The following is a 13,061-nucleotide window of genomic DNA, read 5'->3' on the forward strand; positions in this document are numbered from 1 at the left end:
ACGCAGGCTGGAGTATGGGTGATGCGGGACGACGCAGACGAGACGGTGCATTATGACAAGCCGTCAGGTGGGTGGGGCTCGGTTCGTGGCATCTCGCTGATCGCAGGCAAGGAGAAGGTATCTCCTGGCGCGCTCGACACGCTGCGCCGACAGAACAAGCCCGGCGGCTTCATGTGCGTGTCCTGCGCCTGGGCAAAGCCCGCCAGCCCGCATCCTTTCGAGTTTTGCGAGAACGGCGCCAAGGCAACGCTCTGGGAGCTTACCAGCCGCCGCTGCACGCCTGAGTTCTTCGCCGAACACAACGTGGCCGAGCTCAAGACCTGGCGCGACTATGATCTGGAGCAGCAAGGGCGCCTGACGCACCCGATGCGCTATGACCATGCCAGCGATAAATATGTGCCGGTAAGCTGGGAAGAGGCGTTCCGCGCGATCGGCGACGAGCTTCGCGCGCTCGAGCCAAAGTCGACGGTGTTCTACACGTCCGGGCGGGCGAGCCTTGAGACGTCCTATCTATGGGCATTGTTCGCTCGCTTGTATGGGCACAACAACCTGCCCGACAGTTCGAACATGTGCCACGAAACCACGTCGGTGGGCCTGAAGAAGGTGATCGGATCGCCGGTCGGCACCTGTGTGCTCGACGATTTCGAGAAATGCGACGCGATCTTCTTCTTTGGCCAGAACACCGGTTCGAACAGCCCGCGCTTCCTTCACCCGTTGCAGGAAGCGAAGCGCCGCGGCTGCCGGATCGTGACGTTCAATCCGGTGCAGGAGCGCGGGCTGATCGCCTTCACCAACCCGCAAAGCCCGGTGGAGATGGTGACGGGCAAGGAGACGGAGATCTCCGACCTGTATTTCCAGGTGCGGCCGAGCGGCGACATCGCGGCGATCCTGGGCATGTGCAAGCATGTGCTTGCGCGCGAGGAACGGCAGTGGGCCGAGCGGCAGCACCATCTGATCGACGTCGATTTCATCGCGCAGCACACTCACGACTTCGACGCGTTCGCCGCGATGGTGAAGGCCACGCCATGGGAGGAGATCGAGCGCGAGTCCGGCCTCGCGCGGGCCGACCTGGAAGCGGCGGCTGACATCTATTGCGAGGCGAAGAACGTCATCGGCATCTATGGCATGGGCGTCACGCAGCATGTTCATGGTTCGCAGACGATCGGGACCCTGATCAATCTGCTGCTGCTGCGCGGTAACATAGGCCGCGAGGGGGCCGGGATTTCGCCGGTGCGCGGCCATTCCAACGTGCAGGGCCAGCGCACGGTCGGCATTTCCGAGAAGCCCGAACTCGTGCCGCTGGACGCGCTCAAGAAGCTGTATGGCTTCGACCCGCCCACCGAAAAGGGCATGAACACGGTCGAGGCGTGCGAAGGCATATTGGCGGGCAGGGTGAAGGCGTTCCTCGGCCTGGGTGGCAACTTCGTTCGGGCAATTCCCGAGCGCGAGAAGATGGAGGCGGCCTGGACCGACATGCGCCTGACCGTGCAGATCGCGACCAAGCTGAACCGCAGTCACCTGATCAACGGGCAGGTCGCCTATCTGCTGCCATGCCTTGGCAGGTCCGAGGAGGACATGCAGGCGAGCGGCGCGCAGATCGTGACCATGGAGGACACCATGTCGTGTATCCACGGCTCGATCAGCCGGCGGACGCCCGCGAGCGAGCATCTGCTTTCCGAACTGGAGATCGTGGCGGGGATCGCGAAGCAGACGCTTCCTGCTAATCCCAAGGTGCAATGGGACGAGTGGGTCGGCGATTATGCCAAGGTCCGCGACCTGATCGAAGCGACCTATCCGGATGAATTCGCCGACTTCAATGCGCGGGTGTTCACGCCCGGCGGCTTCTACCGCGGCAATGCGGCGCGAGAGCGGGTGTGGAAGACCGAGAGTGGCAAGGCGGAATTTACCCTGCCCGAGACGCTGAACGCCTCCGGGTTCGATGATGCGCCGGGCCGCTATCGGCTGATCACGCTGCGATCGAACGATCAGTTCAACACCACGATCTATGGCTATTCCGACCGGCTGCGCGGGATTGAGGGCACGCGCGACGTGCTGCTGATGAACCGCGAGGAGATGGCGAAAGCCGGGGTGGCCGAGGGCCAGGTGGTCGCGCTGGTCAGCGATGCCGAGGATGGTGTGCACCGCGAAGTGGGCGGGCTGGTGGTGACGCCCTTCTCGCTGCCGAACGGCTGCGTCGCTGCTTATTATCCGGAAATGAACCCGCTGATGCCGCTGTCGCATCACGACCGCCTGTCGAAAACTCCGGCCGCCAAGTCAGTGCCGGTGCGGATCAAGGCGGACGCACGCTGAACATGGCGAACAGCATGGGCGGCGATCCGGCGGCACCATTTCCGCTGGTCGCCGAGTTTCAGACCAACATGGGCACTGCCGAGGCGGGTATGCGCACGGTCCCGCTCGAGACGCCGGTCGCCATCGAATATAACGGGATCGGTTATGGGGTGATGATGGCCACCCCGGCGGATCTGGAGGACTTTGCGCTGGGGTTCACGCTGACCGAGGGGTTGGCCACGCCCGACGAAGTGCTCGACATCGACGTGCATGCCGCCGGCGGCGGGGTGGTGGTGCGGGTGACGCTGGCGCAGTCGCGGCTGGAACCGGTGCTGGGACGCGCACGGCTGCGGGTGTCCGAAAGCTCCTGTGGGTTGTGCGGGATGGACAATATCGCCCAGGTGCTGCGACCGCTGCCCAGTGTCGTCGCGCGAATCGCGACGTCGCGGGCGGCAATCCACCGCTCGCTTGCGGCGCTTTCCGATCACCAGCCGCTCAGCGCCGCGACGGGTGCCGTGCACGCTGCGGCCTTCTGCCTGCCCGACGGGACGATATGCGAGGTTCGCGAGGATGTCGGCCGGCATACCGCGCTGGACAAGCTGATCGGGGCCGTTGCGCGGAGTGGCCGAGAGATTGCCAAGGGGTTCTTCCTGTTGACCTCGCGGTGCAGCTACGAACTGGTCGAGAAGACGGTTCAGGTCGGCTGCCCACTGCTGGTTACGATCTCGGCGCCTACCAGCCTGGCGGTGGAGCGCGCGAAGGCGGCGGGGCTTACGCTGGTGGCGCTGGCGCGGCGCGATTCGATGCTGGTGATGAACGACCCGCATCAGGCGGTGGCATGAGGACCCTCGGCGTGGTGCTTGCCGGGGGCAAGTCGTCGCGCTTCGGGTCGGACAAGGCGCTGGCGATGCTCGGCGGACGGCGGCTGATGGACCATGCGCTGGACAATCTGCGCCGTCATACAGACGAGGTGGCGGTTGCGGGGCGGACGCTGGATGGCGTGATCAGCATTCCGGACCAGCCCACAGCGGGACTGGGCCCGCTGGGCGGCCTTTGTGGCGCGCTGGACTATGCCGCTGCGCAGGGGTTCGACCGCGTGCTGACGTGCAGCGTCGATTGTCCGGATCTGCCGGCGGAGATCCTGAAGCACGCGCCAAGCTACCTGAAGGGGCAGCCGGTGATCGGCCTGTGGCCGGCGAGCGCGGCTTCTGCGCTGCGGGAGTTCATCACGACGGATGATCGCCGATCGGTGCGGGGCTTTGGCGCGCATATCGGCGCGCTTGCCGTGGATACGGATTATACGGCGCTGAACATCAACACGCCGGACGACCTCCGCGCCGCGGCAACGCGGCTGGAGCGGGAGACCGGTTCCGCATGAGGAGTTTGGGGGAGCAGCTGCGTTGGCGAAACCGGCGACACCCGCGATGCGGATGGTGAAACCGCTCTGACGTTCCGGTAGGCGGATGATGGTTGGCTCCTCGACGATGGCGGTGAGCAGCGGCCTGACGTTCAGCACGCGGATCGGCGCCGCGGCGTCCCTGGCAAATCCCAGGACCTCATCGATCATTGCCTGCATGCGCTCGACGTCGGCGATCATGCGGGCGCGCTGCGGCTCGGGTGCGGCCTCGATCTGTAGCGAAGGCCGGTCAGCGGCGTACGCAGGTCGTGAGCGATCGCGGTCAGCATCCGCGCGCGTTCGGCCGCCTCGATCGCGAGCCGATCGCGCAGAGCGGCGATCGCCGCAGCCGCTTCACGCAGTTCGCGCAGTCCCCTTGAGGGGAAGCGGGGCCGCGCTATCCTCGTCCAGCGCTCCAGCGAATGCACGAAACGCCGCGTCAGACGCCTCGCGAAGATCCACGCAAGAGGCGAGCAGCATCAGGCTGACGGCCGGCGCGCTGGCCGCCATGTATTAAAGCTAGGAGTCCAACAGACGCGGAGCGCCGCGCTTGACAGCGGGCATCCCCACTGTTCTATTCGCACTATAACAGTAGGGATGCCTTATGCCTCGTACTGCGCTCCTAGCGATCGTCATCGTTCCCGGTGATCGCCGCTCCATAGCCGGGCAGATCGTTGACGCGATCCGCCGCAAGATTTCCGCGACCGAGCTGGCGGTTGGCGATCAGTTGCCCAGCGTCCGGGGGCTTGCGCAGCAGCTTGCGGTTAACCCCAACACGGTCTCCAAGGCCTATGCCGAGCTCGTCTCCGGCAGCTGGCTGGTGTCGCGCGCCGGCATGGGGCTGTACGTCGCTGCGCAGCGCGATCCGCTGAGCGACGGCGAGCGTAACCGCCGGCTCGACGCAGCGGTCGATCGCTTCGTCAACGAGGTGGTTGCGATCCGCGCCAATCCGGATGAGGCGGTGGAGCGCGTCGGCGAGGCGCTGGGCGAACTCGGGCTCCGGCAGTCGGCGTGACCAGCAGCCTCGCGGTCGAGACGCGCGGCCTGACCCGCGTTCACGGGCGTAAGCGCGCGCTCGACAAACTCAACATGGCGCTGCCGTGTGGCGCGGTCCACGCGATCGTCGGCGCGAACGGCGCGGGCAAGTCGACGCTGTTCCGCCTGCTGCTCGGTTTTCAGGAACCGGACGCGGGCGATTGCTGGGTGCTGGGGGAGCGGAGCGGGGCGCTATCGCCCGCGACGCGCGGCCGGATCGGCTTCGTCAACGAAGAGCATACATTGCCGCCCTGGGCGCGCGTGGAGACGGTGTTAGCGGTGCAGCGTGCTCACTATGCGGACCGCTGGGACGATGACGCGTTCAACAATGTGCTCGCCAGCTTCGATCTGCTGCCGCGCCAGAAGGTCGGCCAGCTTTCCCGCGGGGAGCGCGCCGGGCTCAACCTCGCGCTCGCGCTCGGCCAGTCGCCCGAGCTGCTGATCCTCGATGAGCCGACCCTCGGCCTGGACGTAGTCGCGCGGCGGCGCCTGCTCGACGCGCTGGTTTCGACTGCCGGCGACGAGCGGCGCACCGTGATCTACTGCTCGCATCAGATGGACGAGGTGGAGCGGCTGGCGGACACGCTGCTGGTGCTTGAACGCGGGCGGCTGGCGAGCTTTTCTAGTCCCGAAGCGTTCTGCGACCGGATTACCCAATGGATCGCCGACGTGCCGTTTCAGGCGCCGCCCGCGGACGCGGTGCCTGGCCTACTCCAGCACCGGCGCATTGACGACGTTCACCACTTCACCGTGATCGACCAGGGCGAGGCGTTCGGGGGCTATCTGCGGAGCCTAGGCGCGCGCAGCGTGGAAGCGATGCCCGTGCCGCTTGATCGCGCGGTCGATGCTTTTCTCACCCGCAACCACGCCGGTCCGGCGCACTGAAAGCGGCGACATGAACGAACTCTACAAAGCGGAAGTCGGGCGCTTCGGCCGCTGGGCGGCGGGTGCCGCGCTGCTTCACATACTCGGGCTGCTGATGCTCGATGATTTCTTCCCCGATGTCGCCGATGAGGAGCTCTGCTTCCTGGCGGGCGCGGTCTACCTGATCGGCGGCCTGATCTTTGGCGTCTACCAGGCGGCGACCTATGCGCGCGCCAATCACTGGGTCGCGCTGCTCCACCGCCCGCTTGCGCCGGCGCGGATCATGGCGGCTGTCAGCGGAGCGGGTGCCACCGTGACTCTGGGCGTAGTGCTGCTGCCGCTCCTCGCCATGTTTGCGGTCCATTCGATCAGCGTCGACCGGCTGGTAGAAACGCGGCACTGGCTGCTGGCGATCGGGGGTGCGTTGTTCGCGCTGATCGGCTTCTTCGCGGGCAGCTTTCTCGCGCTCGCCCCGCGTCGCTATGGCTGGATCGGATTGGTTACCGCCGGAATCCTGCTGGTCGGCAATCTGGTGGGTGGGCCAGCGGCGTTGCTGCTGCCGTGCCTCTTGGTTGCGGTGCTCGCACTGCTGACGCTTGGCGCCTTTCACCACAACCGGACGTTGGCGCCCACCACCCCCGCGCTGCGAGCGCTGACCGCCGGTGTCGCATCTTTCGCGCTCTACTTCGCCGTGATGCTAGGGGTCGGGTTCACGTCGCACATGATGCTTGCCGCACTCGGCCGCAATCCGCTGATAAATCCGAAAGCGTCGGTGCCCCGCGGGCTCATCCAGTCGTCTCGAATGACGGGGGACGAGCTGCTTGGGACGACACTGGCCGAAGCGGGTGGAGCAGGGGCGGAAGCGGTACGCACGCAACTTCGCGGGGTGCCGGTCACGCGGCTACCGATCGCGCTCGAATGGGTGCCAGCAGGCCCCATGCTTACCACCAGCGAGAGGTCCGATCTGGTCGACCCAAGGCGCGGAACCGTCTGGACCTATAGCCAGGATGCGGGCGCCTACCGCGGCGTGCGTATGCGCGACCAGTATCCGGTCGGCTGGATGCGGCCGGCCGCAGGCTTCGCTGTGCCACCGGTCGGGGTGGGTGGCGGCAGGGTCGCATCCGGCGGCGCGATGTTCCGGCTTGACCCGGCGCGGGGCACGCTGGCCAGAGTGGTGCAGCTGGCACCCGGTGAGGTGATTGCTGCGTCTCCAACTCCGCTCGGGCGACAGGTCGCAGTGCTCGGGACCCGCGCGCTCCATCTGTTCGACCGTCGCGTGTTCGACGGCACTGCCGTGACACCGCCGCTGTCGGTGCCGCTGCCTGGACTGATCGGTGACCTTCGCCGCCTGGATGTGGCGCAGCTCCCCGACCAGACGATCGTTTCCTTCTTTCTTGGCCAAAACAGTATCGAGGGACCGTCACGCGCGTGGCAGCGCATCGTATCGGTAACGCCCGACGGAGCGGTGCGGACGATCGCAGAGCGCCAGTTCGCGCCGGAACTGAGCGATCTGATCCGCTTTCGGAATAGCTGGCTATCACCCGCCATGCTCGGACTTGCCAATGCAGTCGAGGAGATCGGTGGCGCTCAAGCCCCAACGCAGCTGCGGGCGGCTATCGTGCTGCCGCAACGAATTTGGCTGGTGGCCGGGGTGCTGGCCGTGCTGAGTGCCGCCGCGACTGTGCTGCTTGCGCGGCGGCGGCGACTGGGCGGCGTGCTGAGCGGCGCGTGGGCGATCGCGGCGCTAGTCCTTAGTTTGCCGGCCTTTCTCGCGTTCTGCTTGATCGAGCGCCAATCACCCGCTTGACCAACACGAGTATTGGTGTACTACTACACGCAGTACACACTTCAGGGGTGTGCGACGGAATAGCAGCCATACCCTGAGCGACGCCTCGAGCGTTCGCTCATCCAAGTGGTCATGCCGATCACCCCGTCCGCGCGCCGTCTGAAAGCGACGAGTTGCAAGGGGATAAGACATGGCTGCCACATCATTGCTCGCCGCCGCTTCGGTGCTGGCGCTTGCTGCTCAGGCAGCACCCACGACGACTCAGCAGCAGCCGGCGGCACCGCCCGCCGCACCACCGCGCGACGACGTGGTCGTAACCGGCGCACGATCGGACGTGGTCGGCTCGACCGATCGGCTGAGCTTTAACGTCGCGAACGATTTGAACGTGCAGAACGGCACGCTCGCCGACGCCCTGCGCGCAGTGCCGGGCGTCGATGTCGACCTGGACGGGCGGGTCAGCTTGCGTGGTGATCCGGGCGTGACGATCATGATCGATGGCCGCCCTTCCGCGCTGCTTCGCGGCGAAAGCCGTGGCGACGCGCTTCAGTCGATGCCGGCCGGACAGATCGAGCGCGTGGAAATCATCACCAATCCTTCCGCCGCGATGAGTCCCGAAGGGGCAGGGGGCGTCATCAACCTTGTCACCAAGCAGGTCCGCAAGGGCGCACGCTACGCGACCATTCGCGCAGCCGCCGGGCCGCTCGGTCGCGGCAATGTCAGTGCGAACGGCGCACTTTCGGGCAAGAAGCTGACGCTCACCGGGGACGTCGCTTATCGGCGGTTCCGCAGCGAGACCGAAGCTACCCTGGACCGCGAGCGCACCGATCCTGCGACCGGCATCACCGTGCGTACGCGCCAGGTGTCAGAGGTTGAGCCGGTCATGGCAATGCACAGCGCGCGGGTTGGTGCGGAGTACAACATGAGCGCCAATAGCAAGCTCACCGGCGATCTCAGCTACCGCGCCGGCACACAGGATATCAGCCGCATCGACCGATCGGTGAGCGACCTGCCGGCTGCGACCTTCGATCGCACGGCGGACATGGACATGCGCTTGCGCAGCCTGGGCGCGCGCACCTCCTGGCGGCGAACGCTGCCTGGGCGCGGGCACGAACTGGTAGTGGATTTGGAAGTCGAGCAGCTACAACAGCGCCGTCGCATCGACGGTGCGACCGACTTCGCCTCCGCTCCATGGAGCTTCGAGCAGATCGCGACTGACATCGACCGCACCGACATCGATAGCCGCATCGATTACAAACGGCCGATCGGCACCGGCTCGCTGAACCTTGGCTATGAGGGCGACTACAACATGGCGGCCTTCGACTTTCGAGGCGTTCGGGGAGGGAGCCTCGACGCACTCGCGCCGGTCCCGTCGCTCACCAATCGCTTCGACTTCGACCAGGCGGTGCACGCCTTCTATGGCACCTATCAAATAGACCTGGGAAAGTGGGAGATGCAGCTGGGGCTGCGTGGCGAGCAGGCGGTGCTCGACATCGACCAGCGCACGGATGCAGTGCGGATCCAGCGCGATTACTTCCGCCTCTATCCGACCGCGCACGTTGGCTATGAACTGAGCGCCACCGAGCAGCTTCGTGCGAGCTATAGCCGGCGGATCCAACGCCCGAGCGGGCAGGACTTGAGCCCCTACACCATCTACCTGGACCCCCTGAACCTGCGGCGCGGCAATCCATTTCTGCGGCCGGAACTCACCGATTCTTTTGAGGCGTCGTGGCAGCGCCGCAAGGGCGGCACCTTCTACTCGCTCACCGCCTTCTTCCGCACGTCGCGTGACGGAGTGACGGACGTGGTGGAGGACATCGGCAACAACGTGTTCCTGAACACTCGCGCGAACCTTGCGACCGGCGAGCGTATCGGGATGGAGGCGGTGCTGAGCGGGCGTTTGTCGAAGAAGCTGACCTACAATGCCTCAGGCGGTTTCTTGTGGAACGAGATCGACCCGCGGCAAGCTGGTGTGTCGCGCCGGCGATCGGGGACGACCGGCACCGCCCGCGCCAGCCTGACCTGGCAACCATCGGCGCGGGACTTCGTCCAGCTGAGCGGCAACTATTCCGGCCCGCAGCTGATCGCGCAGGGCTACCGCAAGCCGGGCGGGATCGTGAATGTCGGCTACCGCCGCAAGATCGACGACCGCTTCAGCCTGACCTTCACCGGGCAGAATATCCTGGATACCGCGCAGCAGGAAACGGTGATCGACACCCCGCAACTGCGCGACCGCATTCGCCAGAAGGGGCCCGGTCCGATCCTGCTGTTCGGGCTGACGTGGAACCTAGGTGCCCAGACCGCGCGCAAACGGCCGGAGCCGGGATTTGATTTCGACCAGAGCGCAACGGCACCAGTTGGCTGATCATGCCGGCGTTGCCATCGAGTGCTATGATTTGCCGCCGTTGAGAAGAGTTCCACCGCCTGCGGACAGGAATAGCGGAATACGAGCGTGATCGCGTTACAGCTTGCCGTCGGCGAGCAGTTCGCGTGTCCGCATGAGGGTCGAGAGCAGCGCGGCGTGGTAGCCGCTGTCGAACTGCGCCTGCTCTGCCTGTTCCTCCGGACCGCCCGGCGCCTTGTCCCGCAAACCCAGAAAGCAGTAGAAGCGCAGGTGCAACTCTCCCTCGGCATCCTCCAGCACTTCGTTGATGATCACCCCCTCGCGTGGGCCGGTGGCTTGGAAGAAGGTCACCTTGCGCTCGGGCTCGAGCGTGATGATCTCGCGGATGTCGTCGCCTGCGATGGTCGCTTCGCGGACGAAGTGCGTGTTGCTCTCCTCCAAGATCTCGCAACGGGTGCACACGCCCGGCGGCAGGAACAGCCGCGCGTCGCGTGCCTTCTGGATCAAGCCCGCCCATAGCTGGGCGCGGGTCAACCTCGTGTCGCCAGCAGGGTTCACCGGCACGGTGGCGGTCGAATAGATCATCGGAATCTCCGTGTTTCTCGAAAAGGCGGGCGTCATCCCGCCTGCGCGAGGCTCGCGGCAAAGTCGCGATAGCTGTGGAGCGGACGGCCGAGGATGGCGGTCAGCCGCGCAACATCGCCGGTTTGCGGTACCATGCCGTCGCTTACCCACCGTCGCGCCATCAGGCGCATCTCGTAGGCGGTCCACTTGGGCATGAAGCTCGCTGCGTTCTGTTCGAAGCCGCTGGGATCGTCTCCCCCGTAGACGACCGGGCGACCGAGCAGCCCGCTCCAGATCTCGGCGACGCCGCCGCCGGTGAGCGTGTCGGGACCAACAAGGTTGATGGTCTCGATGAGCAGCTTCTCGGGGCTCTGATCGCGACGGATCAACTCGATTGCGGCCACCTCTGCGATGTCGCGGGCGTCAACCATGGCAAGGCCTTTGCTGCCGATCGGCATCGGATACACGCCGTGACTGAGGATGACGTCCTTGATCATCAGGTCATTGTCGATAAAGTAGGCCGGACGCAGGATCGTGGCTCCGAAAGCCATGTGCTCCAGCATGCGCTCGGCACCGTATTTGACCGCGAAATGCGGGACGTTGACCGCCCGGTCGGCATCGAAGACGGACAGGTAGACGATCCGGTCGACACCGGCCTCTCGGGCGAGATTCAGGGTGATGATCGCCTGGGTGAATTCGTCGCCGGTAACTGCATTGAGGAGGAAAAGCGTGCGCACGCCAGCGAAGGCGCTGCGCGTAGCGTCGATGTCGAGCAGGTCGCCCTGAGCCACCTCCACGCCCGTCGGAAACTCTGTCTTGGCGGGATCACGGGTCAGCACGCGCACCTGCGCGCCGCGCGTGACGAGTTGGTCGACGAGATGGCGACCGATCCGGCCGGTTGCGCCTGTCACGAGAATGGTCATCGAGGAACTCCTTGTTTGGGACAGCCGTCCGACACCCCGCTACTTAGTGACCCGCAGTAATGCTGATAGATCGACAATCGGGACACACCGTCTCATTGGTGGAACGACATGGATCTGCTCGCGCTTGCCGACTTCAACTTGGTTGCCCGCCACGGCGGCTTCGGCCGTGCGTCGAGGGCAGCCGGACGGCCCAAGGCAACCCTGTCGCGTAGGGTCGCCGAACTGGAGAGCCATCTTGACCTGCGATTGTTCGAACGCGGGGGGCGGAAGCTGAAGCTGACGGAGGAAGGTCGGGCTTTGCACGAGCGAACCCGCGTCTTGCTGAGCGAGTTGGACGAAACGGCGGCCGCGATTGCGTCGGGTAGCCAGCGTCCGCGCGGGCGCTTGCGCATCAGCGCTCCACTGCTCTTTTCTCAGATCGGGATGGGCAAGCTGGCCGCGCGCTTTTCGCTGCGCCATCCTGACGTTCGCCTGGAGGTCACCACCGAGGACCGATCGGTGGACATGGTCGATGAAGGCTATGACCTCGTCATCCGCGTTAATCCGCCCACGGACGCTAATCTGGTGGGACGCGTTTTCCTGCGCGATCGCCTCGTCATGGTCGCCGCCGCAGCCCTGGAAATGCCAAGCGATGGTGCGCCACTTGCAGCTATCGTGCGCGGCGCGGCGGAGCCACCTTCACCGTGGACCGGGATCACTCCAGCGGGAAGGATCGAAATTCCGGTCGAGCCGGTCGTGAACCTTTCCTCGATGATCATGGTGCGCGATGCAGCCCTTGCCGGTGCAGGCGTGGCCCGTCTGCCGATTTCGCTTGTCAGCCGCGATCTTGCGGCAGGCCGCTTGCGGTCGTTGGGCGAGATCGAGGGCCCGGACATCACCTTGTGGGCGCTCTATCCAACGCGGCGACTGCTCAACGCCCGAGTTTCGGCTTTTTTGGATTTCCTCAAGGAAGCTTTTCCGACGGGCACGCCGGATGAACTGGCGGCCTTTCTAACCGACTGATGAAACTGCACCTTCAGCGATAGGAGCAAGCCTCAGGTCGGCAGCGCAGCTTCGGTGACGAGCCTGCTGAGGATCGCGGCCAGTTGCTCGGACGCCCAGACATGCGCAAGGTGCCCCTGATCCGGAACCATGATCTCCTCCACGCCCGGCCGAGGCGCGAGGAACCGGCATGCCGCCGTTCCGTAGGTTCGCGGCCTGCATTCCCGAACGGGGGTCTTCGCCGCTCCCTCAGTCCTCGGGCGCCTGAAGACCGCACGCCAGCAGCGCCGCAAAGGTGCTAACCGCCTCGGGCTGCGTACAGACGCCACGGATCAGAGCCGCCGACAGCGCCTCTCCCGCGCCGACAAACGCGACGCAGCGGCGCTCGAGCTCCCTAGTCGTCAGACTACTGTGCGGCGCCAGCACCGCCACAAACATGCTGACGCTATGGTCCAGCAGTTCCTGGAAGACTGCTGCTTTCTCTTCGCTGCCGGCGAGCGCTGCACCGACCGCCTGGAACTCGCCCGTCGTGTCCGCCGCGCAATCGATATAGGCGTCGGCCAGTGCCTGCGCGGTCTCTTCCAAGGTGCGATCGCCCTCCTGCATCGACTTGCGAAAGGCATCGACGCGTTCGGTGTCTATCCATCGATAGAGCTCGATCAGCAGGCCGGACCGCGTTTCGAAATGGTCGTAGGCAATCGGCTTCGACACGCCGGCGCGGGTGGCGAGATGGCCAAGGGTCAGGCGATCGGCGCCTTCTTCCCGCACGATCGCCAGCGCGGTTTCCAGCAGCTGTCGACGCCGCTCGTCCTTTGTCAGGCGTCGCCCCCGCGCTTCTTTTTCTTCGGTCAAGTCAGCCCGCCTCTTGATAAGCTACTACTG

General features: G+C 65.5%; 11 protein-coding genes. 8 read left to right on the forward strand and 3 right to left on the reverse strand.

What is annotated here, in order from left to right:
• The first annotated feature begins 21 nt into the window (after positions 1-21).
• The 7 genes from LQ953_RS15195 (at position 22) to LQ953_RS15225 (ending at position 9,732) form a co-directional block, all read left to right on the forward strand.
• Entirely contained in the window at positions 22-2,310 is a 2,289-nt protein-coding gene (locus LQ953_RS15195; RefSeq protein WP_231031837.1) for an FdhF/YdeP family oxidoreductase, read from the forward strand.
• A 2-nt stretch (positions 2,311-2,312) separates the two neighbouring features.
• A complete protein-coding gene (gene fdhD / locus LQ953_RS15200) occupies positions 2,313-3,131 on the forward strand; it encodes a formate dehydrogenase accessory sulfurtransferase FdhD (protein ID WP_231031838.1) in 819 nt (272 codons plus the stop codon).
• Positions 3,128-3,667 (forward strand): molybdenum cofactor guanylyltransferase, encoded by a 540-nt coding sequence (mobA, locus tag LQ953_RS15205; RefSeq protein ID WP_231031839.1) that lies wholly within the window; start codon positions 3,128-3,130, stop codon positions 3,665-3,667. The genes fdhD and mobA overlap by 4 nt, the downstream gene beginning before the upstream one ends.
• Positions 3,668-4,289: 622 nt before the next feature.
• Positions 4,290-4,700, forward strand: a complete 411-nt coding sequence (locus LQ953_RS16275) for a GntR family transcriptional regulator (RefSeq protein WP_269141534.1) — start codon at positions 4,290-4,292, stop codon at positions 4,698-4,700.
• Positions 4,697-5,605, forward strand: a complete 909-nt coding sequence (locus tag LQ953_RS15215) for an ABC transporter ATP-binding protein (RefSeq protein ID WP_231031840.1) — start codon at positions 4,697-4,699, stop codon at positions 5,603-5,605. The genes LQ953_RS16275 and LQ953_RS15215 overlap by 4 nt, the downstream gene beginning before the upstream one ends.
• A gap of 10 nt (positions 5,606-5,615) precedes the next feature.
• Positions 5,616-7,391 carry a hypothetical protein gene (locus LQ953_RS15220; protein ID WP_231031841.1) on the forward strand — a complete coding sequence of 592 codons (1,776 nt, stop codon included), beginning with the start codon at positions 5,616-5,618 and terminating at the stop codon, positions 7,389-7,391.
• Positions 7,392-7,560: 169 nt separating this feature from the next.
• Entirely contained in the window at positions 7,561-9,732 is a 2,172-nt protein-coding gene (locus LQ953_RS15225; protein WP_231031842.1) for an outer membrane beta-barrel family protein, read from the forward strand.
• Between the two features lie 96 nt (positions 9,733-9,828).
• Here LQ953_RS15225 and LQ953_RS15230 read toward each other — a convergent pair whose 3' ends face one another.
• Both LQ953_RS15230 and LQ953_RS15235 read right to left on the reverse strand, forming a co-directional pair.
• On the reverse strand, positions 9,829-10,296 hold the full coding sequence (locus tag LQ953_RS15230) for an AtaL-like protein (protein WP_231031843.1): 468 nt from the start codon (positions 10,294-10,296) through the stop codon (positions 9,829-9,831).
• Between the two features lie 32 nt (positions 10,297-10,328).
• Entirely contained in the window at positions 10,329-11,198 is an 870-nt protein-coding gene (locus LQ953_RS15235) for an SDR family oxidoreductase (protein WP_231031844.1), read from the reverse strand.
• 108 nt (positions 11,199-11,306) lie between these two features.
• Between LQ953_RS15235 and LQ953_RS15240 the strand changes: the two genes are divergently transcribed.
• Positions 11,307-12,200 carry a LysR family transcriptional regulator gene (locus tag LQ953_RS15240; RefSeq protein ID WP_231031845.1) on the forward strand — a complete coding sequence of 298 codons (894 nt, stop codon included), beginning with the start codon at positions 11,307-11,309 and terminating at the stop codon, positions 12,198-12,200.
• A gap of 228 nt (positions 12,201-12,428) precedes the next feature.
• On the opposite strand, the gene LQ953_RS15245 is transcribed toward LQ953_RS15240, so the two are convergent.
• On the reverse strand, positions 12,429-13,031 hold the full coding sequence (locus LQ953_RS15245) for a TetR/AcrR family transcriptional regulator (RefSeq protein WP_231031846.1): 603 nt from the start codon (positions 13,029-13,031) through the stop codon (positions 12,429-12,431).
• Between the last annotated feature and the right edge of the window lie 30 nt (positions 13,032-13,061).

The sequence above is a fragment of the Sphingomonas sp. IC-56 genome (assembly GCF_021043375.1).
GTDB lineage: Bacteria > Pseudomonadota > Alphaproteobacteria > Sphingomonadales > Sphingomonadaceae > Sphingomonas.